General features: G+C 42.5%; 18 protein-coding genes. 13 read left to right on the plus strand and 5 right to left on the minus strand.

Translation table 11 applies throughout. The features are described 5' to 3' along the window. The first annotated feature begins 206 nt into the window (after window positions 1–206). The 4 genes from pstC to phoU all read left to right on the plus strand — a co-directional run bounded on the left by pstC (window position 207) and on the right by phoU (window position 4,038). Window positions 207–1,160 carry a phosphate ABC transporter permease subunit PstC gene (gene pstC / locus JMX07_RS03250; RefSeq protein WP_201606283.1) on the plus strand — a complete coding sequence of 318 codons (954 nt, stop codon included), beginning with the start codon at window positions 207–209 and terminating at the stop codon, window positions 1,158–1,160. 61 nt (window positions 1,161–1,221) lie between these two features. Then, a complete protein-coding gene (pstA, locus tag JMX07_RS03255; protein WP_102078265.1) occupies window positions 1,222–2,127 on the plus strand; it encodes a phosphate ABC transporter permease PstA in 906 nt (301 codons plus the stop codon). Window positions 2,128–2,299: 172 nt separating this feature from the next. Then, window positions 2,300–3,136: a phosphate ABC transporter ATP-binding protein PstB gene (gene pstB, locus JMX07_RS03260; RefSeq protein WP_101204716.1), complete on the plus strand. Its 837-nt coding sequence runs from the start codon at window positions 2,300–2,302 to the stop codon at window positions 3,134–3,136. Between the two features lie 119 nt (window positions 3,137–3,255). Next, entirely contained in the window at window positions 3,256–4,038 is a 783-nt protein-coding gene (gene phoU, locus JMX07_RS03265; RefSeq protein ID WP_102078266.1) for a phosphate signaling complex protein PhoU, read from the plus strand. A 99-nt stretch (window positions 4,039–4,137) separates the two neighbouring features. On the opposite strand, the gene JMX07_RS03270 is transcribed toward phoU, so the two are convergent. Both JMX07_RS03270 and argH read right to left on the minus strand, forming a co-directional pair. Continuing rightward, a complete protein-coding gene (locus JMX07_RS03270; RefSeq protein ID WP_057757820.1) occupies window positions 4,138–4,428 on the minus strand; it encodes an oxidative damage protection protein in 291 nt (96 codons plus the stop codon). A gap of 317 nt (window positions 4,429–4,745) precedes the next feature. Then, window positions 4,746–6,119: an argininosuccinate lyase gene (argH, locus tag JMX07_RS03275; RefSeq protein WP_201606317.1), complete on the minus strand. Its 1,374-nt coding sequence runs from the start codon at window positions 6,117–6,119 to the stop codon at window positions 4,746–4,748. Window positions 6,120–6,358: 239 nt separating this feature from the next. Between argH and JMX07_RS03280 the strand changes: the two genes are divergently transcribed. The 6 genes from JMX07_RS03280 (at window position 6,359) to JMX07_RS03305 (ending at window position 12,453) form a co-directional block, all read left to right on the plus strand. Beyond that, on the plus strand, window positions 6,359–7,384 hold the full coding sequence (locus JMX07_RS03280; protein ID WP_227684598.1) for a histidine kinase: 1,026 nt from the start codon (window positions 6,359–6,361) through the stop codon (window positions 7,382–7,384). Window positions 7,385–7,713: 329 nt separating this feature from the next. Beyond that, window positions 7,714–8,451 (plus strand): LytR/AlgR family response regulator transcription factor, encoded by a 738-nt coding sequence (locus JMX07_RS03285; protein ID WP_102078269.1) that lies wholly within the window; start codon window positions 7,714–7,716, stop codon window positions 8,449–8,451. A 228-nt stretch (window positions 8,452–8,679) separates the two neighbouring features. After that, window positions 8,680–9,714 carry a hydroxymethylbilane synthase gene (hemC, locus tag JMX07_RS03290; RefSeq protein ID WP_201606285.1) on the plus strand — a complete coding sequence of 345 codons (1,035 nt, stop codon included), beginning with the start codon at window positions 8,680–8,682 and terminating at the stop codon, window positions 9,712–9,714. Between the two features lie 119 nt (window positions 9,715–9,833). Continuing rightward, window positions 9,834–10,814: a uroporphyrinogen-III synthase gene (locus tag JMX07_RS03295; RefSeq protein ID WP_201606318.1), complete on the plus strand. Its 981-nt coding sequence runs from the start codon at window positions 9,834–9,836 to the stop codon at window positions 10,812–10,814. A gap of 60 nt (window positions 10,815–10,874) precedes the next feature. Next, on the plus strand, window positions 10,875–11,909 hold the full coding sequence (locus JMX07_RS03300) for a hypothetical protein (RefSeq protein WP_201606286.1): 1,035 nt from the start codon (window positions 10,875–10,877) through the stop codon (window positions 11,907–11,909). Between the two features lie 52 nt (window positions 11,910–11,961). Continuing rightward, window positions 11,962–12,453 carry an acyl-CoA thioesterase gene (locus JMX07_RS03305; RefSeq protein ID WP_201606287.1) on the plus strand — a complete coding sequence of 164 codons (492 nt, stop codon included), beginning with the start codon at window positions 11,962–11,964 and terminating at the stop codon, window positions 12,451–12,453. A 141-nt stretch (window positions 12,454–12,594) separates the two neighbouring features. On the opposite strand, the gene ribBA is transcribed toward JMX07_RS03305, so the two are convergent. After that, window positions 12,595–13,707 carry a bifunctional 3,4-dihydroxy-2-butanone-4-phosphate synthase/GTP cyclohydrolase II gene (gene ribBA / locus JMX07_RS03310; protein WP_201606288.1) on the minus strand — a complete coding sequence of 371 codons (1,113 nt, stop codon included), beginning with the start codon at window positions 13,705–13,707 and terminating at the stop codon, window positions 12,595–12,597. Between the two features lie 345 nt (window positions 13,708–14,052). Continuing rightward, entirely contained in the window at window positions 14,053–15,342 is a 1,290-nt protein-coding gene (locus JMX07_RS03315) for a replication-associated recombination protein A (RefSeq protein ID WP_201606289.1), read from the minus strand. 444 nt (window positions 15,343–15,786) lie between these two features. Here JMX07_RS03315 and JMX07_RS03320 point away from each other — a divergent pair, with 444 nt between their 5' ends. Together JMX07_RS03320 and JMX07_RS03325 are read left to right on the plus strand one after the other, a co-directional pair. After that, a complete protein-coding gene (locus JMX07_RS03320) occupies window positions 15,787–16,320 on the plus strand; it encodes a type IV secretion protein Rhs (RefSeq protein ID WP_201606290.1) in 534 nt (177 codons plus the stop codon). A gap of 218 nt (window positions 16,321–16,538) precedes the next feature. Beyond that, complete coding sequence (locus JMX07_RS03325) at window positions 16,539–17,462, plus strand: hypothetical protein (protein ID WP_201606291.1); 924 nt, start codon at window positions 16,539–16,541, stop codon at window positions 17,460–17,462. A 132-nt stretch (window positions 17,463–17,594) separates the two neighbouring features. On the opposite strand, the gene gltA is transcribed toward JMX07_RS03325, so the two are convergent. Further along, window positions 17,595–18,875: a citrate synthase gene (gene gltA, locus JMX07_RS03330; RefSeq protein WP_101204632.1), complete on the minus strand. Its 1,281-nt coding sequence runs from the start codon at window positions 18,873–18,875 to the stop codon at window positions 17,595–17,597. A 1,017-nt stretch (window positions 18,876–19,892) separates the two neighbouring features. Between gltA and sdhC the strand changes: the two genes are divergently transcribed. Continuing rightward, a complete protein-coding gene (sdhC, locus tag JMX07_RS03335; protein WP_082624524.1) occupies window positions 19,893–20,279 on the plus strand; it encodes a succinate dehydrogenase, cytochrome b556 subunit in 387 nt (128 codons plus the stop codon). The last annotated feature ends 2 nt before the right edge of the window (window positions 20,280–20,281 follow it).

Below are 20,281 nucleotides of genomic sequence, written 5' to 3' on the forward strand. Positions count from 1 at the left end.
GTTTCTGCTAAATACTATTTAGCAACCGACAAGTTATCCTCTCGAATAACTATTCTCCGGTAGTTGTTTGAGAGGTTTTAACACAGCAAATTTGATGAATACATCTTGATAGATATGTTTACTCATACCGTTTAAGTTTGTTGTGTTAAAACCTGAGATACATCTTTTTAATATTTCGATTCATCCCATTCAATGCTGAGACACTTATGACAGACTTAAGGTCCCAACTGGCTAAACAAAAACGTTACGACGCTTTATTTGTTAACTCTACCAAAGCGTTTGCCATACTCGTCCTTCTATCTCTAGGGGGCATTTTGGTGTCTCTAATTGTTGGAGCATGGCCGAGTATTCAAGAGTTTGGTTTGGGATTTTATACCAGCAATAACTGGGATACAGTCGCCAATGAATACGGGGCATTAGCGCCTATTTACGGTACCTTAGTCACGTCATTTATCGCCATTGTTATCGCGGTTCCAGTCAGTTTCGGTATTGCGATATTTTTAACCGAGATGTGCCCTAAGTTCCTAAAAAAACCACTTGGTATCGCTATTGAGTTGTTGGCTGGTATCCCATCTATCATTTATGGTATGTGGGGATTGTTCGTATTTGCGCCATTCTTTGGTGATCACATTCAGCCATGGTTCATTGAGCACGTCGGGCCTTTACCTATTATCGGTAAACTGTTTGCAGGTGCGCCTATGGGGCTAGGTATGTTTACCGCCTCCCTAGTACTTGCCATTATGATCATACCGTTCATCGCCGCCACCATGCGCGATGTTTTCTCTGTTGTACCCGATTTACTGAAAGAGTCAGCATATGGCATGGGCGCGACGATTTGGGAAGTCATGTTCAAGATTATCCTGCCTTATACCAAAGCTGGTGTCGTTGGTGGTGTGATTTTGGGTCTTGGTCGAGCATTGGGTGAGACGATGGCAGTTACTTTCTTAATTGGTAATGCGTTTAATATCAGTCCAAGTCTATTTACTTCTGGTGTGACGATTACTTCGGCCTTGGCCAATGAGTTTGCTGAAGCGTCAAGTGAGCTGCATCTAGCGTCTTTACTACATCTAGGCTTAATCTTATTTGTCATCACCTTCATTGTGCTGTCTTTAGCAAAACTGATGCTCATGCGCATGGATCACAAAGCAGGTAATCGATAGGTCTGTTACCGATTTATTGAACCTTGATAGATATTGATAAAAGATATGGGAAATAAATATTATGCCTGCTAACAATGCGATTAATGCACCACTGCCTACTAAGCCAAACGGCGCTACCCGCTACAATCAAAGCCTGTATAACAAGCGTCGTTTGACCAACAAGTTAGGTCTAGGCTTTGCCATGTCAGCGATGGTTTTTGGCTTATTTTGGTTATCATGGATTTTGGTGACTTTGTTTGTTGAAGGCTTCCAAGGCATGGTGCAGTTGCCAATCTTTACCGCTGATACGCCGCCACCAATGAGTGCGGGCGGCTTACGTAATGCTATCGTTGGTTCGGTCATGTTGGCGTTTTCAGGCTTGTTTATCGGTGCACCTATTGGCCTTATGACAGGTATTTACTTATCTGAGTTTTCTAAAGGCAGTATGCTGGGCAAGGTCACTCGCTTCTTAAATGATATTCTATTGTCAGCGCCATCGATTGTCATCGGTCTATTTATCTATGCACTGATGGTAAAAGGTCAAAGTTTCTCTGGTTGGGCAGGCGCGTTGGCATTGGCATTGATTGTTATTCCGGTGGTCGTGCGTACGACAGAAAACATGCTGAATCTAGTACCTAATAGTCTACGCGAAGCGGCCTATGCGCTAGGTACTCCTAAGTGGAAACTGGTCACTCAGGTAACGGTAAAAGCTGCACGCGCGGGACTGACCACAGGTGTGCTATTGGCTTTTGCTCGAATCACTGGTGAGACAGCGCCGTTACTATTTACCGCACTTAACAATCAATACTTCAGTACTGATATGGGTCAGCCTATTGCTAACTTACCCAATACCATTTACCAGTTTGCGATGAGTCCTTATGACAACTGGCATACATTGGCCTGGGCGGCAGCATTACTTATCACCGCATCTGTCCTAGTATTGAATATTTTGGCAAGATTTATCGGTGGTAGAGGTCAGCCCAAATAAGGGCTGAGAGCAGACCAGACCGTAGCACGCTACACGCTAAGCATTTACTTAAACTTATATGAAATTAATTGAGCTAGGTTGAAATATTATGAATGATGTCCTAAGCAACGTCCGTACGAACACGACTGCTGACAACTTTAATACGGCAACAGGCAGCCTATTAAATAGACCCATGTCTACTAGCGCCCAAGCTCAGCAACCAAACACTGCTGACTTTAATAAACAAACGATTCAAGATATTCCTAAGAACATGCCTGCTGCAAAAATGGAAGTTCGAGATCTAAACTTCTATTACGATGATTTTCAGGCATTAAAAAATATCAATATCGATATCGCCGATAAAAAAGTGACCGCTTTTATCGGTCCTTCAGGTTGTGGCAAGTCTACGCTACTGCGTACCTTTAACCGCATGTACGATCTATATCCAGGTATGCGTGCAGAGGGCAATATCAATTTAGATGGCAAAAACATCTTGGGTAAAGACATCGATGTGAACTTACTGCGTGCACAAGTTGGTATGGTCTTTCAGAAGCCAACGCCGTTCCCGATGTCAATCTATGACAATGTCGCCTTTGGCGTACGACTGTATGAAAAATTAAGCAAAGACGAGCTGGATCATCGCGTCGAGTGGGCACTGAAAAAATCAGCACTATGGCCAGAAGTGAAAGACAAGCTAAAAGCATCAGGACTGTCGTTATCAGGTGGTCAGCAGCAGCGTCTGTGTATCGCCCGTAGCGTCGCGACTAAGCCTGAAGTGCTGTTGCTTGATGAGCCGACATCAGCACTGGATCCTATCTCAACGGGTGCTATCGAAGATTTGATCGAAGATCTAAAAAACGACTATACCATCGCTATCGTCACTCACAATATGCAGCAAGCAGCACGCGTATCTGACTATACGGTCTATATGTATTTGGGCGACATGATTGAGATGGGTGAGACCGATCAGATATTTACCAAACCTACCCAAACCGCGACAGAAGACTATATTACAGGTCGTTATGGCTAACATTGATTGAGATTGAAATCGGTACAAGCAGACAAAGCTGATTAGCATGTCATAAGCCGACTTTCTAACTTCATAGGCACACTGCGCTATTAAAATATAGATTCTAGGGAATACCTCTTATGCAAAGTGATAAGCATATCTCCAAAAGTTTTGACCAAGACCTTGATGAAGCCATCCGTTTATTTTTATACATGGGTGATAGCGCGGCTAACCAAGTGGCCAAAGCCATTCACGCTCTGATCGATAAAGACGAAACACTGGCGCAAGAAGTCATCGATATGGACTTCGATATCAATCGAATGGAGGTCGAACTCGACGAGCACATTTTGTTATTGGTCGCCAAGCGCCAGCCAGCAGCCAGTGATTTGCGCTTAGTCATGTCAATCAGTAAAGGTGTGGTTGATTTGGAACGTATCGGCGATGAAGCGGTAAAAATTGCGCGAATGGCCAGTAAAATAGCGGCAGAAGGCAAATCAGCATACGGCTATGCTGAAGTTCAGCATCTGAGCAATCAAGTCCGTCTGATGCTAAACAACTCGCTAGAAGCTTTTAGTCAATCAAATGCGGAGCAAGCGTTTGAAGTGATGCGTAATGATAGCGTGGTCAATACCGAATATCAGTCAGCCATACGCGCCTTGATGACCTATATTATGGAAGACTCGCGCCATGTATCAAAAGTCATTAATATTATGTGGATATTACGATCGCTAGAGCGTATTGGTGACCATGCACAAAATGTCGCAGAGCTAGTGATTAACTATATCAGTGGGCAGGACGTGCGTCATTCAGACTATGCGATGGTCGAAAAAGCGGTGCAAGAAGCCAATGATCGCTTAGCTGCTCGTCAAGTTAGTACATTGTCAGCCAATGAGCTAGAAACGTCAGATAGTGATGAAGGCTGATAGGAAATACATTGATTTTTACCTTATAATAAAAAACGCGCTATAGTGAGCGCGTTTTTTTATAACTACTAAATGTAGCTAGTAGAAAGCCAGTAAATACTAACTTTCTGGTGTCCAGCCTTGTGCGCGCTCATAGTCTTCATTGTCTAAGAACTTATCACGCTGCTCTGTTAAAAACTTTTTAGCAGCAGGATCCATCATGCTTAGATGATTCTCATTAATGAGCATGGTTTGATGCTCAAGCCACTCTTTCCACGCCTTTTCAGATACGGTCTCTTGCAGCTCTTGACCTTTTTTATTAGGGAAGGGTGGATGCGGCATCTTCGGTAAATCTTGCTTATATTTACGGCAAAACACAGTATTTGCTTGAGGGTTAAAAGTCTCAGTCATAAGGCATTCCTTATTCATTATATTAAGTGGTTAAATCAAATATCATATGAGTCTATGATAACGGTCTTGGTAGATTTAGCAAAGGGTACTAATGTATACCGTCAAGCCTCTATCGATTTATTATAAATTCGTTGGTAGCTGGTGTATGACAAACACTAACTACGTTTGACCTTTTTATTGAAATTTTCAAAGCTAGTGATATTTTGATAATGACATTGGCTAAACCAGTAAAGGTCATAGGACAAATAAAAACACCCGCATAGATAGCGGGTGTCAAATTTAAATTAGCAAGTTGGCTGTTATTTGCAAATTAATGATTAAGCAAAGGCTTTTAAGCGAGCACGGCCATTGATCACCGCTTGCTTGACTTGGTTTGGTGCAGTGCCACCTAAATGGTCACGAGCTGCTAATGAGCCTTCTAGCGTTAGATAGTCGAAGACATCTTCACCGATAGCATCGCTAAATTGCTGTAGCTGTGCCAATGACAAATCACTTAGATCAACACCCTCTTTGATGCCTAAAGCAACAGCGTTACCAACGACTTCGTGAGCGTCACGGAATGCCACACCTTGACGTACTAGGTAATCTGCCAAGTCAGTCGCAGTCGCATAGCCTTTCATCGTAGCGGCACGCATACTTTCTTTGTTTGGCGTGATATTTGGTAGCATATCAGCAAACGCTAATAGTGAACCTGTCAACGTATCAACGCAATCAAACAAAGGCTCTTTGTCTTCTTGATTGTCTTTGTTGTAGGCGAGTGGCTGGCTTTTCATTAGGCTAAGCAAAGTCATCAACTGACCAAAGACGCGTGCCGCTTTACCGCGTACCAACTCAGGTACGTCAGGATTTTTCTTTTGCGGCATGATCGATGAGCCCGTACAGAAGCGATCTGGTATCTGCACAAAATTAAATTGTGCTGACATCCAAAGAATAATCTCTTCGCTCATACGCGACATATGCATCATCAGGATAGATGCTGCTGAAGTAAACTCAATCGCAAAATCACGGTCTGAAACAGCATCGAGCGAATTTTGGCAAATACCTTCAAAACCTAGCAATTCAGCAGTAATGGTACGATCGATTGGGAAAGTTGTACCAGCAAGCGCTGCACTACCAAGTGGCATCTGGTTGATACGGCGGCGTGCATCGACAAGACGCTCAGTATCGCGATACAACATCTCAAACCATGCCATCACGTGATGCCCAAAGCTAACAGGCTGTGCTGTTTGCAAATGAGTAAAGCCTGGCATGATAGTATCAGTATGTTGCTCAGCCAAATCAAGTAAACCACTTTGTAAACGTACTAATAACTCAATAATATTATCAGTCTCTTCGCGTAACCATAGGCGAATGTCTGTGGCTACCTGATCGTTACGGCTACGACCAGTGTGTAGCTTTTTACCAACGGCACCTACAATGTCAGTCAAACGTGACTCTACATTCATGTGCACGTCTTCCAGAGCGATCGACCAGTTAAACTCTCCCGCTTCAATCTCGCGCAATACTTGCTGCAGGCCATCAATAATGGTGGCAACTTCATCAGCAGTTAAAATGTTACATTCTTTTAGCATCGTTGCATGAGCAATCGAGCCTTGAATATCGTGACGAGCAAAGCGTTGGTCAAAGCCTACAGAGGCAGTAAAGGCGGCAACGAAGCTATCTGTCGCTTCACTAAAGCGCCCGCCCCACATTTGTTGGCCTTGGCTACTAGCAGGCGCAGTCTGCGTTGTGGTACTTGTTATCGGAGCATCTGTGCTAAAATCAGAGTCAGATGAACTTTTACTTGATTCAGGATTACTAGGTTTTGAAGAATTGGCGTTCATATCGGTACAAGACAAGTCAAGAGAATAAGAACTCGAGTATAGCAAATGATGAGGTTGCCTTACTAGCTACACGCTTAGAGTTTTTTATTCCTAAACTCATGGAGATCATGAGGCCTTGGCAGTGGCTGACATATATCTTTTTTTGGTCCTTGTTCCTAACGGTAATGGAGCACCATAGCTTAGCCACTTGGTCAGATTTCATGATTCAGTTTGTACGTAGCTTCACTCAAAACACTCTGACGGTTATTCCCTCACTGTATTTAGTTGACTATCTACGCCCTGCCTTCAAAACCGCCAGTATTCTTAGTGTAAGTATGCGGATTGTATTGTTACTAATGTTTGCTGCTGCAGCTTCGATGGCGTTAGTCACATTATCTATGATTAATTTCGGTTGGCTAACATATGATAGTCGCACGTTTGTATTAAATATTGTGCTCAATACAGTGTTGGCGGGCGGTTTTACCACTGTGTTTCTATTATATTTTTTGCGTAGCTACCGTGAGCTTAATGCGCTCAAGCTGTCCTTTGAATATAAACTGACTGCGCAAAATGATCTAATAAAAGCCCGTACGGCCCCGCACTTTTTCTTTAATACTATCAATACACTTGTATCTCTGATTGAATCGAACCCGCCTAAAGCCGCTGACTTATTACAGCACGTCTCTGCATTGTTCCGTGCTAGTTTTAGTGGTACACGCGAGATTAGCTTTGAAGAAGAGGTTGATCTTTGTGAGCATTATTTGGCAATCGAATCTAGTCGTTTAGCAGACAAGCTCGAAGTCAATTGGACGTTACCTGAAGAAGATATCATGTATGACATGGTTATCACTGCACTAACGCTACAAAGCGTGCTAGAGAAAATACTGCTCAATGTGGTAGAGATGACGACAGAAACTATCTGCATTAATATCGAAGTCACGTGGGAACAACACCGAGTTAAAATTATGATTGATGTTGCGCTTCCCAAAAAGACATTAATTATCAATCATGATTTGCGCCAGCATATGAATTTCTATATTCAAGCTGATCGTTTGCGTGCCCATTTTGGTCAAAGTGCTGACATTCAAAGCTCGGTAGCCAGCACTCAAATTATCACCATCATCGACTATCCTCTACAAGACGTCGGTTTATAACCTACTGTTCTTTATTAGCTTTCTCCATTCTTTTACCTTTCAAAAGCCTATATGGCATACTTATTGCATCACTATGTATAGACGTCATAATTTATGCTTGATAAATAATGATTACGAATAAGTAATATCATAACTACCGTGAAACACAATTACACCATATAAAATCTACCGATAGCAGGAGTATATTGTCCGCTATAAAAACTGGTGGTTTTTGTCAGAATTTTATTAAATAATTTAGATTATATATTCTAAGTGATTGATAATGAGTGCTAATATAGCCGTAATATTATTGAAAAAAATATTAAGTATGTCCTTGGATGGGAGTTTGCATGCGTATCGTAGTTTGTGATGATGAGCCCCTAGCGCGTGAGCGCTTGGTGAGAATTGTACAGGAGTCAGGCCATGAAGTCGTTGCTCAGGCCACAACAGGTGCAGAAGCCATCGTCGCTGTAAAAACCCAGCAGCCAGATATTATATTATTAGATATCCGAATGCCTGAAATGGACGGCGTACGCTGTGCTCAAGAACTTGCCAAACTTGAGCATCCACCAGCGATTATATTTGTGACGGCATACGACCATTATGCGATCGCAGCATTAAAAGCCAATGCAATTGGCTATTTGCTGAAACCTGCAAACAAAGATGAGCTACTAGAGGCATTAAACAAAGCAAAGAACCTAAATGCCGCTCAACTAAACGAAATTCGCAAGCTTGAAGACCCGACAGCACGTCCGATACGTGAACATATCGCTGCTCGTACGCATCGCGGTGTTGAGCTAATTAAGTTGAAGGATATCTACTATTTTGCAGCAGATCAAAAATACGTCAAAGTGCGTCACAAAGATGGCATGGTATTGATTGATGAAACGCTAAAAGAGTTAGAGCAAGAGTTCGATGATCGTCTGTTCCGAGTACATCGCAATGCCATCATCAACCTTAGTTATTTGGACTTTCTAGAAACTTTGGATGCAGGCCAGTATCAGATACGTTTTAAAGGTATTGATGAGACGCTAGCGGTCAGTCGTCGTCACTTACCTGCCTTACGTGATAAAATCCAAAGCATGTGATAGGCTGTCCTGATAGCGACCAATCATTCCATATCATCAAACCCTTATTTATGCTTAAATAGGGGTATTTTTTTGCGTCAGCATCTCCTATTAATCATTTGAGTCGCCTATGCTTTGGCAAACTTGCCCTATCGAGTAATATCGATATTATTCAGTATAAAGATGAACAGTACTGACATAGGGACTATAGCCACTACAGTATTAGTATCGAACTTATTGAGGCCCTTTATGAGCAATCCGCAGCAACCTGTTTTGACTACTCTAAATATCGCTACACGCCAAAGTCCTTTAGCCTTATGGCAGGCTGAGCATATTCGCGATCGTTTATTGGCGTTGTATCCCAATCTGACGATTAATTTACTAAAAATTATCACTAAGGGTGACAAGATTTTGGATACACCTTTGGCCAAAATCGGTGGTAAAGGGTTGTTTGTAAAAGAGCTTGAACAAGCGCTGTATGACAAGCAAGCAGATATTGCAGTGCACTCGCTAAAAGATGTACCGATGCAGCTTCCCGAAGGCCTCACATTAGGCGTCTACTGTAAACGCGCCTCACCAACAGATGCCTTTGTCTCTAATACTTATAATAGTATTGATGAGCTACCACAAGGTGCAGTCGTTGGGACATCAAGTTTACGTCGTCAATGCCAGATCAAAGCCTATCGTCCTGACCTGCAAATCAAAACGTTGCGCGGCAATGTTGGCACTCGTTTGGGCAAGCTAGATGCTGGTGAATACGATGCCATTATTCTGGCAACGAGCGGCTTACAACGTATTGAGCTGGACGAGAGAATACGCGGTGAGCTTGATATCGCAGCTTGCTTACCTGCCGTTGGACAAGGCGCTTTGGCGATTGAGTGCCGTGAAGGTGATGATGAAGTGCTCAAGCTGTTAGCACCACTCAATGATGATAAAGCCCGTATTCGACTTATCGCTGAGCGTGCTCTGAACCGTCATCTAGAGGGCGGTTGCCAAGTACCGATCGCCGCTTATGCAGTTTTGCAGACAGCTGAAGAAACCAGTGTTAATAATGATAACAATGGTGATAATGGCAATAACGATAGTGGGAATGTGCTGTGGCTACGCGGTCGAGTGGGTCAAGCCGATGGTAGCGAATTGTTGAAGGCAGACAAACGAGCTACGTTGGTTGGGACACAAGCTGAGCAAGAAGCCCAAGCCAATCAATTGGGTATCGATGTTGCAGAAATGCTACTTGCCGATGGCGCAGGAGCTATTTTGTCAGCGATCTATCAGCCTGAATAGTAAAAGTACAGTCGCTATAGGCTTGATTAATCGCAAGATAGGCTGATCTAAGCATCAGCCATTTTTGTATACTTAAGCCTTTTTCATTCTTTTTTTGTCATGGTATATCGATGTCATCAATGCCGACTCAGTCTACATACACAACTTCTCATAAGAATTGTTCTAATGAGAAGTCAAAAGTCGTGCCGCAAATTGTCATCAATACTCGCCCAGTAGAGCGAGCAGCACCGTTGACGCAGCATTTACAAGCGGCAGGATTGACAGTGATTGATATACCGATGTTGACGCTACGACCACGTCCAACAACTGATATAGATATTGCATTAATGCATCAGTGGATGGCGGGGGCGTACAAAGCACTTGTTGTCGTTAGCCCAACTGCAGCGGCTTCAGGGCTAGTCGCTTGGCAATCACTTGAACATGAAAAGCGTAAATACAAAGCGAAAGACGGTAATGACAACTATGCGCAGAGATTGTCAAAAGGTTTGTCATTACCTAGCCCTCTGGTTGCAGTTGGTGAAGCAACGGCAGCAGAGTTCAGTCAGGTGCGTATAGATACAACAGACTATCAAATACTTCAGCCTGAGACGGCCAATAACGAAGGCATGCTAGCAATGACTGAAATTGATAGCTTACAAGCAGGCGATAAATTGCTGATATGGCGCGGGCTTGGCGGACGACGATTATTGGTTGATACATTGCAGGCGCGCGGTGTACATATCGATAGTATTGCGTGGTACGAGCGTACGATGCCTATCGAGGCAATGGCTCAGTATCAGCAATGGCAACAAGATTTTCTTACTCATAGTACTACGTCATCACAGCAGCCAAAGCCAATTGTCGTCATCAGCAGTGCGGCAGCTTTTGAGCATTGGTCAAATATCGTCAATGATGGCCAATCAAAGATGTTAAAAATAGAGCAAAATACGGATGCAGTGGCTGATATAGCAGAGCGGCCTTCGCTTACGCTAAAAGACTTTTCTTACGTTGTGTTGGGTGAGCGTCTTGCCAATATGGTTGCCGCACAGCAGTTGAGTTACTGGCGAGTAGAGGATTTGTCGCCAGATACGATTCTCTCAGCCATTCATTCTAAAATATAATACTTTAAACTTCTCATTTGCTTTAAACATGTTTATCTATACCAATAACGGTACTGCCTTATGTCAATGAATTCTGAGTCCTTATCTAAGGATCTTTCTACTGTTCAGCAGCGCCGGCAAGCAAATATTTTGCTGCTACGGATGCAATGGCTGGTTATCTTATTACTGATCGCTGCATTATTGTGGCTATATATTAGTCAGCAGCGCTTTCAGCATAGTGTCAACGATCGTTTGCAGAGCAATGAGCAAGTAATCAGTCGACTAAACGAAATGGACGATCGTCTATTTGCTATGAGTCAGCAGACGCTGCCAGAACCTAGAGTTAAAGCCAGTAGCCAAGCTCAGAATCAGTTGGACCTATTGCGTATCCAAATCAAAGCTGCTGATAGACTGTTGGCGGATAGCAATGACAGTGCCGCGATTGAGTTATTGCGAGGTCTACATTGGCAATTATCGCAAAGCAGTAATGAGATTGCGCCTGCGCTAACTATCGTTATCAAGCAAAGTTTGCTCAAAGATATTGAGCGTCTGCAGGCACAAAGCTCGCAGCCAAGCCCGTGGCAAATACAAAATCTTGCGATTCAAAATATTCAGGAGTTTTTGCACAGTCATGAGCGTCTTGGCAGTTATGAAGGTACGGATTTACAGCGTCGAGAGCTGGTGGATGCAGCTATTGAAAATAAACAGCAGCCTAAAGTAACCAATGCTACTGATACCTCAGCGACTAATGACGCAAATCTAACGCGTCGTCAGCTCACTATCCATGAAGTCATCATGACGTTGAATTTAGCAAGCCAAGCCAGCAATATGCGTAAGCAAGATCAACTTGTCAGCTATTTGACGCAGGCACGCAAACAGTTAAAAACGTTGGTACCTAAAGCTTCAAATAGCGACAATAAAAAGTCAGCACAAGCTGGTGCGATTGGCATTGTACAAGCAGATAAAAAACCAATCGATGGTCAAAGTAATCTTGAGACAATGAAAGCACCGAGTGACATACCAGAAGTAATTGTATGGCTAAATCAGTTGATTGCTCATGCACCAAAACCAACGCCATTATTGACGACAGAAATTTTAGACAAGCCGCAACGCTAACGAGAGTTAGTCATAATAGTTAATATAGAAAATATAAAACGTAAGGTAAGCAATGACCCATCCTAATGAAAAGTCAGCATCTATGTTTGGTGTAGCAAACGATCATCGCCCTGAACTATTGGCTCATTACCCTGTTATTCATCATCAGCCGATACAGTGGGGAGAGATGGATGCCTTCAATCACCTGAACAATGTGGTTTACTATCGTTACGCTGAGTCAGCACGCATTAGTTATTTGCATGCGCTAGGTATGTTTGATGGCAGTATGGTCACCGTTTTAGCCCAGTCTAGCTGCCAGTATTTACGTCCAGTCACCTATCCTGATACATTATTATTAGGGGTTCGTTGTAAGCGTTTAGGCAATACGAGTATGGCGATGGAATATAGTTACTATAGTACCGCGCAAGAGAAAATTGTAGCTACGGCAGAGGCTGTGGTAGTACGTCTGGATAGGGATGGAAAAGGTAAGTTGCCATGGACAGCAGCAGAGCGTCAACAGCTGCTAGCACTGGAAGCCAAGTTTGGTCATACGCCTGAGCTTTAGGGCATGTTCTATATGAACCGATTGTTCATTTCTTCAAAAAAACTATCCCAAATTAGAATCTAAAAACAAAAAAGGCACACTAACATAATGTTAGCGTGCCTTTTTTATCACTCATTCTGCAACCAGTTTCTTAAACAGTTTTTAGTCTTGGTGCGGTGCATGAACGAAATCAACCACGTTTAGATCAAAACCTGATAATGCAAAAAACTTCATTGGTGATGATAATAAGCGCATATCACGGACACCTAAATGACGTAATATCTGTGCACCAACACCGATACTACGATATGGCTGTTGCGTGATGGTTGATTGCGACTCGTTGTCTGCGGCTTTGTCCAGCGCATCTCCCAAATCAACTGGCTGATTGCTACCAATCCATACCAGCACACCGCGATCTGAAGCACTGATTTCTTCTAGTGCTGACTGTACGCTCCAGCCACTACGGCCAGTCATATCATTTTTAGCTGCAAACAAATCGCGTAATGGGTGGAAACCGTGTACACGTACAGTGCTGACGCCTTCGCTGACATCACCTTTTACCAAGGCTAAATGTGTTTCTTCAGCGCCAAACTCACGGAAGCGATGTAGCGTAAAAGTACCGTGTTCAGTTTCAAACGGATGTGACTCAATCTCTTCTACCGTTTGCTCATTCGCGATACGATAATTGATAAGGTCAGCAATCGTGCCTATCTTGATGTCATGCTCTTTTGCAAATATTTCAAGGTCGTCACGGCGCGCCATCGTACCATCTGCATTGATAATCTCTACAATCACCGCTGCAGGCTCTAGACCTGCTAAACGTGCTAAATCACAACCCGCTTCTGTATGGCCTGCACGGTGAAGAACACCACCGTTTTGGGCCATAATTGGAAAAATATGTCCAGGCTGAACGATGTCTTCAGGCTTTGCTGATGAAGATACCGCTGCCTGAATAGTACGTGCACGATCACCAGCAGAAATACCCGTAGTGACGCCTTCAGCCGCTTCAATTGAAACAGTAAAGTTGGTGCTAAACTTTGCCTCGTTACGATCTGACATTAGTGGCAGTGCCAATTGCTGGCAACGTGCTTGTGATAAGGTCAAACAAACAAGACCACGCGCGTGAGTAATCATAAAGTTAATATCTTCAGGGCGCACATGCGTCGCTGCCATGATGATATCACCTTCATTTTCGCGGTCTTCATCATCCATCAAGATGACCATTTTTCCAGCACGAATGTCTTCGATAATCTCAGGGATTGCATTTAAACTCATAGTAAATCTCAATATTTTATTATTTATAAATAGATGTCATTTGGAATATAGGGCTCTATCTGCTTATTGTAGCAGTAGATAATACAAAGCGCTGTTACGGTCAAGCAAAGCGCTACTACGGTCAAGTAAATCGCGCTATAAGCACTATCATTTGATATAAAAGTGACTCGCTTAATTGCCTGTATATATCATTATGAGGTTATTTTAACGCTTTTCAGCGTCACGTGCTGCGCCATCTTCCCACTATATCGTTCAGTATGTCAAAAATAGTCATAAATATTATCAATGAACATCAAAACTGACTCATAAAACTGTGCGTTATATTTTTATTGATCTATATCGTAGTTAATCATTACTCGCTGCTTGGCTTTTTAGCCAGTCCATAAATTGCTTACTGTGCTGCTCACGCTGATTATCTGCAAACTCGTAAAAACTGGTACCAACCAAATTATCTGGTAAGTAGCTTTGAGGATAGTAATGGTTAGGATAATCGTGCGGGTAAGCATAACCTTGACCGTAGCCTTGACTACGCATCAGTTTGGTCACGCCATTGCGCAAGTGTAGCGGTATAGGTGAGGCATCTTTTTCAGCCAACGCCATCGCAGCATTGATCGCTTTATAAGTGCTATTGCTTTTGGCACTGGTCGCTAGATACACCACGACTTGACCTAAGATAATACGCGCTTCTGGCATACCAATAGATTGCACACTACGCAATGCTGCATCAGCTAGGAGTAAGGCATTAGGATTGGCATTACCAATATCTTCACTGGCCAAAATCACCAATCGCCGCGCAATAAAATCAGCAGGTTCGCCACCTACGAGCATACGTGCCATCCAATACAATGCCGCATCCGGATCGGAGCCACGGACTGACTTTATCATCGCTGAGATAATATCGTAATGCTGCTCACCATCTTTGTCATATCTTACCAAAGCAGTCTGTGCCACTCGGCTGACCAATTCATCATCGATAATCACTGGCGACTGTTTGGCATCAGCGGTCTGAATGGCTAACTCTAATAAATTTAGCGCTTTTCTAGCATCACCATGGGCCAGCTGGCTAATGGTATCTTTTGCTTGTAAGTCGACGGTTAGTTTTTTGAGTATATTATCTTCTGAAAGGGCTCGTTGCAGCACGGCACTTATCTGCTCAGGCGTTAACGGCTCTAAACGATATACTTGGCAACGTGATAGTAGAGCGTTGTTGACACTAAATGATGGGTTTTCAGTGGTAGCACCAATCAGAGTAATATCACCAGACTCTACCGCACCCAATAGAGCATCTTGCTGTGCTTTATTAAAGCGATGAATTTCATCAATGAAGACCACAGGTGATTCAAATGCCAACGAATCTTTATTATCTAGGACTTCGCGTAACTGTTTGACTCCAGTATTTAACGCGGAGAGCGCGTGAAAAGGTCTATTCACGGCATTGGCTAACAACATCGCAATGGTTGTTTTGCCAATACCTGCTTCACCGTGCAGGATAATAGATGGCAGATGCCCTTGCTCTACTAAGCGTCGTAACGGTGCACCAGCTGCCAGCAAATGCTCTTGACCAATGATATCGGTAAGAGAAGTGGGGCGCATACGCTGAGCAAGTGGGGTATCGGCATGGAAGTTAGGTGACATAAGACTCTCTATCGAAAAATGAAAAAGCTATATATTAGTTGCAAAAGTAGTAACGGCAAGGTCTCTATAGTTAAATCCAAATAACAGCATACTAGGCTAACTTCACCATTCTCATTGGATTTTAACACTCGTATACGTTTGGTATGATTTTCGCAGCAATTTTATAATAGCAATGAGTATTAGACATTAGCAGTAGAAGTAGGCTAGTTTATAAGGAGGGTACTTGTTATAAGTCATACGCGCTAGATTAACGCAAAAATATGTTAATGAAAGCTAACTAAGCGTATAGCTTGTGTCCCGAGCACTTTAGTTTTCATCATTCATCTATATTAACGGCTCTACTATTAACAGTTCTACCGTATCGATGACAAAGGCTGGCCAATCGCGACTGTTAACTATTAAACACTAAAAATGGCTTATCAAATATAAGGTATTGCATTAACGATGTCTGAACCGACTCTTAAACGCTTATTCAATCGCTACTTGCGTAGTGATACGGGCAAGCAGCAGTCACGTTATCTGACAGCTGGCGAGATAGCATTGGCGCATTCAGTATTTGGTGACAGCATCAAACTTGATGAAGTGCAGTTAAAGACAGCGTGGTGGGTACTAAAACATTATGCCGTTAGCCCCAATGGCAATATTTACTTTAATTCAGTCGATTGGATTACGGATTTTAGCGAAGCTCCATTGAGTAAACAAAGCTGGCTTATACACGAGCTAACGCACGTATGGCAGTTACAGAAGGGCTTAAAGGTTGTACGCGGAGCGATCATCAACCGAAAATACGACTACGTGTTAGAAACAGGCAAATCGTTTTTTAAGTATGGTATTGAGCAGCAGGCACGCATGGTTCAAGACTACTTTGTACGTCGTCAGCGTGGTCAGAACTGCCAAGAGTGGGAAGCTTGTATTCCATTTTTGACAGAGCAGCCTATTGTTAAGGCAACAGGTACTGATGATCCATCAGTCATCTAGTTTTCAAGAATAAGATTAAGCTTAACTATGATAAGCATAACCGAACTATAGAACAATTAAACTATATAGCAATTGAGATACAGGTCAGTCGGATAAATATTGGATAAGTAAGTTGAACGATTTAACAGTCAACTGTGTCGCTAAAAATCAAAGAATAATGAACCGCAATTGTAATTTACCCTTTAATAATTTTGCTTTACCAAAGGATATGCACTCTCATGTTTAAATTTTTGTCAGTAAAGCCTAATGTTGATACCCGCTATCCACCGACTTTGCTTGTAGTCGCACTGTCAGGAGTATTGTTTTTGACAGGCTGTCAGCAGTCTGACACAGCGCCTGTAGCTGATGACAGTCAAACCAGTGAAAAAACAAGCGTAGAAGACAGTCAGCCTATGCCAAAAAGTGACTCAGCTGCTGCCCGGATAAAACAATTTCAGCCGATATATGTCGCACAAGCACAGAGTTTACAGAGACGATTGCAAGCAGAATATGAGTCATTGCAAGCAGCAGATGCATCAGACAGTGAGGAGCTTTTATTACTGAATACTAATAATAGTGAAAATACAGATAGTAATAACGAAGTAGCGACCGATAATACCGCTCCTAACGCAAATACTACCGCTACCAGTCCTGAAGAAGTGGTGCCATCGGGTAGTTCAGAAGTTGACACGACAGATGTAGATGCAGAGGTTGACGTCAATACTAGCACTGAAGTTGGTGAGCGTGACTTAACGGTTTTAAAGCGTATCAGTCTTGAGCCGCGTAAACCTGTTATGTTGACCGAGGACCAAATCATAGAACGCTATCAGCAAACTATGGACGCTTTATATCAACCGGTGACAACACCGCTTAGTGCAGAGGATTCTGATACATTAATCAATATGGCGACCTTGGTTCCGCAGCTATTTGAGCATGCAGAGATTGCTGGTAGAGTAAGTGCAAAAAGTCCGGCACTTGCCCGTTTAATCATTCAGCATCAGGTATGGGAACAAATAGAAGCTCAACAAGTGGTTGATATGCAGCAAATGAAGCAGAAGCAGCAACAAGAGTTTGAAGCGCTAATGGCTAAGTTTAATGAAACTATTGAAGGATACGACGAGCAGATTGCCAAATATGAGCAAACGTTAAAAGAGTTTCAGTAACTGACTATATTTTTATGAATTGATTTAGCTGGTCATTTCTCATAAAAAAATCAATATCGAATAACGAGAGTTAAGACAATAAAAAATCCCGAACGATGGCGGGATTTTTTATTGGGTAACGATTATTTTTGCTTACTTGCGATCTTCAACTTTTACAAAATCACGGCGCGTTTCACCAGTGTATAACTGACGTGGACGACCGATTTTGAACGGAGCGCTGTGCATCTCTAACCAATGGCTGATCCAACCTGAAGTACGAGCCAGTGCGAAGATTACGGTAAACATTGACGTTGGGATGCCAATGGCTTTCAAGATGATACCAGAATAGAAATCAACGTTTGGATATAGGTTACGCTCGATGAAGAACGGGTCTTCTAGCGCAATTTTCTCTAGTGCCATCGCCAATTCAAGCTTAGGATCGTTGATGCCTAGTGCTTCTAGTACTTCATCACAAGTCTCTTTCATTACTTGAGCGCGTGGATCGAAGTTTTTGTAAACACGGTGACCAAAGCCCATTAGCTTCACTTCACGGCTCTTCACTTTTTCCATGAATTCAGGCACGTTCTCAACAGTACCGATTTCATCTAGCATCTCAAGAACAGCTTCGTTCGCGCCGCCATGTGATGGTCCCCAAAGGGCTGCGATACCAGCAGCGATACACGCATAAGGGTTTGCACCAGTAGAACCAGCTAAACGTACCGTTGACGTAGAAGCGTTTTGCTCATGGTCAGCGTGCAAGGTAAAGATTTTGTCCATTGCGCGAGTGATAACGTCGTTTTTCTCGTAGTCTACGTCAGCAGGCGTTGCAAACATCATGTATAAGAAGTTTTCTGCGTAGTTAAAGTCATTACGCGGATACATGAACGGTTCGCCTTGTGAGTATTTATAACTCATCGCAGCAAGCGTAGGCATTTTAGCAATCAGACGAATAGCTGTGATTTCGCGATGTTCTTCATTGCTCACGTCTAGGTCTTCATGATAGAACGCTGATAAGGCACCAACAACACCAACCATAATAGCCATTGGATGCGCGTCACGGCGGAAGCCTTCAAAGAACTTACGCAATTGATCATGAACAGCAGTATGCTCGCGGATTTTTTCAAAAAAGTCTGCTTTTTGATCAGCAGTAGGTAGGTCACCATGTAAAAGTGCATAAGCAACTTCTAGGTATTCAGCGTTGTTCGCTAGCTCGTCGATAGGGTAGCCGCGGTGTAATAACTCGCCTTTGCCACCATCAATATAAGTAATCTTTGATTCAACTGGAGCAGTTACTTTAAAACCAGGGTCATAAGACCAAAATCCTGATTCTTGTAAAGCAGCAATATCGATAACTGGGCGCCCTAAAGTACCTTTAATAATAGGAAGTTCGTATTCTTCACCATTCACGGTTAGTTTGGCATTAGTATCAGCCATAAATTGCTCTCCATTGGTTTGACTTGTTAGAATAAATTACTACAGACGCATACCCTCGCGTCATTGTCGGTTGAACGGTAAAAGTGCATTCAACTCATTTAGTACGCAGGGTATATTAGCAGCAATTCTTGATGATTTGAAAAAACTTTTATGGACCATGTGTCCAATTGGCGCGGTGTGGCGGTAGTTATTCGCTGTAATTTTTGTATCAAAATATGTCTGTCAGGTTATTTTGCTTAAAATTCCTCTGTTTTTGAGCAAGTTTATAGCAGCATTATCGAGCCAATATTTTGGGTTTCTAAATATATTTAAGAGACAAAACTCATAAATAATGACACCAAAAACTGGCAGACTATGCCTAGTAAGCGGATTAAAGTTTGTCATAATAATCACTGTTAAAACCAGTATTATCCTTATCCATTCATTTATTGATTAAATATGTATATATTCTTACTGAATGGATAAATTTGTAATTATTGCTCAGGCATTTTATAATTGTAGGAATTAACTGGCATTAGCTTTGCGCGAATTAATAAATGACCATGTTATAGTGTCGTTCAGAGCGTCTTCTATTCATGCTTGTTTACGATTGTCTGATGTTACGATAGACCAAACCGCATTCTATGGTTTGAATTTTCTTCTCAACCAATCCTTTTTATTTGTTTGGCACAAGATTTTGAGTGCCTAATATAAGGTCTGCTCTGATATAGAAGACATAGTAACGTTGTCTTACTATTCATACGACCTCTAAAATAGACTGGTTAGTCGATGTTACTCATGTTTATTCTCTTTGTTGTATAATAGATAGGTTGTTTGATAGGCCTGTCGATTCGACAAGCGACATTGAACAGTCTATCAATACCTTTATATACATGATCCTTTCTTCATATTTAGCGCAAACTAAACGAAGTCAGCTAGCTCTTCCTTACTTTATTCGTCTCGTGTGTTGCTCAATGCTCAATTGGCACTATTTATGTCAGGCGTTGATAGCAGATACAGGAGTATAACCGCAAAAGGATGCCCGCTGTGAAAAGCAACCGACCTATTGATCTGCCTTTAAGCCAAGTGATTAGCGTTAATCGCTCACCGATCGCGATCGCCTCTATCTTGCATCGTATCTCTGGCATTATTTTATTTTTATTGATTCCTGTCATGTTATGGATACTACAGAACTCATTGGCATCGCCTGAGAGTTTTGCGACCGTATTTGACAACGTACTTGTGCGCTTTTTGGCATGGATATTTGTTGCCGCCATTGCATATCATTTTGTAATGGGTATCAAACATTTATTTGCTGATATGGGCATGAATGAAGAGCTAAAATCTGGCCGCACTGCCTCTATGGTTAGTTTTGTGATTGCAGCGATTTTAGTTGTCGCGTCATTTGTATGGGTGATGTTCTAATG

The organism is Psychrobacter immobilis (genome assembly GCF_904846235.1).
Classification (GTDB): Bacteria; Pseudomonadota; Gammaproteobacteria; order Pseudomonadales; family Moraxellaceae; genus Psychrobacter; species Psychrobacter immobilis_C.

Bases quoted from the DNA above. Each gene is read 5' to 3' on its own strand.
- pstC (WP_201606283.1), top strand. From the start codon at position 207: ATGACAGACTTAAGGTCCCAACTGGCTAAACAAAAACGTTACGACGCT.
- pstA (WP_102078265.1), top strand. From the start codon at position 1,222: ATGCCTGCTAACAATGCGATTAATGCACCACTGCCTACTAAGCCAAAC.
- pstB (WP_101204716.1), top strand. From the start codon at position 2,300: ATGTCTACTAGCGCCCAAGCTCAGCAACCAAACACTGCTGACTTTAAT.
- phoU (WP_102078266.1), top strand. From the start codon at position 3,256: ATGCAAAGTGATAAGCATATCTCCAAAAGTTTTGACCAAGACCTTGAT.
- JMX07_RS03270 (WP_057757820.1), bottom strand. From the start codon at position 4,428: ATGACTGAGACTTTTAACCCTCAAGCAAATACTGTGTTTTGCCGTAAA.
- argH (WP_201606317.1), bottom strand. From the start codon at position 6,119: ATGTGGGGCGGGCGCTTTAGTGAAGCGACAGATAGCTTCGTTGCCGCC.
- JMX07_RS03280 (WP_227684598.1), top strand. From the start codon at position 6,359: ATGAGGCCTTGGCAGTGGCTGACATATATCTTTTTTTGGTCCTTGTTC.
- JMX07_RS03285 (WP_102078269.1), top strand. From the start codon at position 7,714: ATGCGTATCGTAGTTTGTGATGATGAGCCCCTAGCGCGTGAGCGCTTG.
- hemC (WP_201606285.1), top strand. From the start codon at position 8,680: ATGAGCAATCCGCAGCAACCTGTTTTGACTACTCTAAATATCGCTACA.
- JMX07_RS03295 (WP_201606318.1), top strand. From the start codon at position 9,834: ATGCCGACTCAGTCTACATACACAACTTCTCATAAGAATTGTTCTAAT.
- JMX07_RS03300 (WP_201606286.1), top strand. From the start codon at position 10,875: ATGTCAATGAATTCTGAGTCCTTATCTAAGGATCTTTCTACTGTTCAG.
- JMX07_RS03305 (WP_201606287.1), top strand. From the start codon at position 11,962: ATGACCCATCCTAATGAAAAGTCAGCATCTATGTTTGGTGTAGCAAAC.
- ribBA (WP_201606288.1), bottom strand. From the start codon at position 13,707: ATGAGTTTAAATGCAATCCCTGAGATTATCGAAGACATTCGTGCTGGA.
- JMX07_RS03315 (WP_201606289.1), bottom strand. From the start codon at position 15,342: ATGTCACCTAACTTCCATGCCGATACCCCACTTGCTCAGCGTATGCGC.
- JMX07_RS03320 (WP_201606290.1), top strand. From the start codon at position 15,787: ATGTCTGAACCGACTCTTAAACGCTTATTCAATCGCTACTTGCGTAGT.
- JMX07_RS03325 (WP_201606291.1), top strand. From the start codon at position 16,539: ATGTTTAAATTTTTGTCAGTAAAGCCTAATGTTGATACCCGCTATCCA.
- gltA (WP_101204632.1), bottom strand. From the start codon at position 18,875: ATGGCTGATACTAATGCCAAACTAACCGTGAATGGTGAAGAATACGAA.
- sdhC (WP_082624524.1), top strand. From the start codon at position 19,893: ATGCCCGCTGTGAAAAGCAACCGACCTATTGATCTGCCTTTAAGCCAA.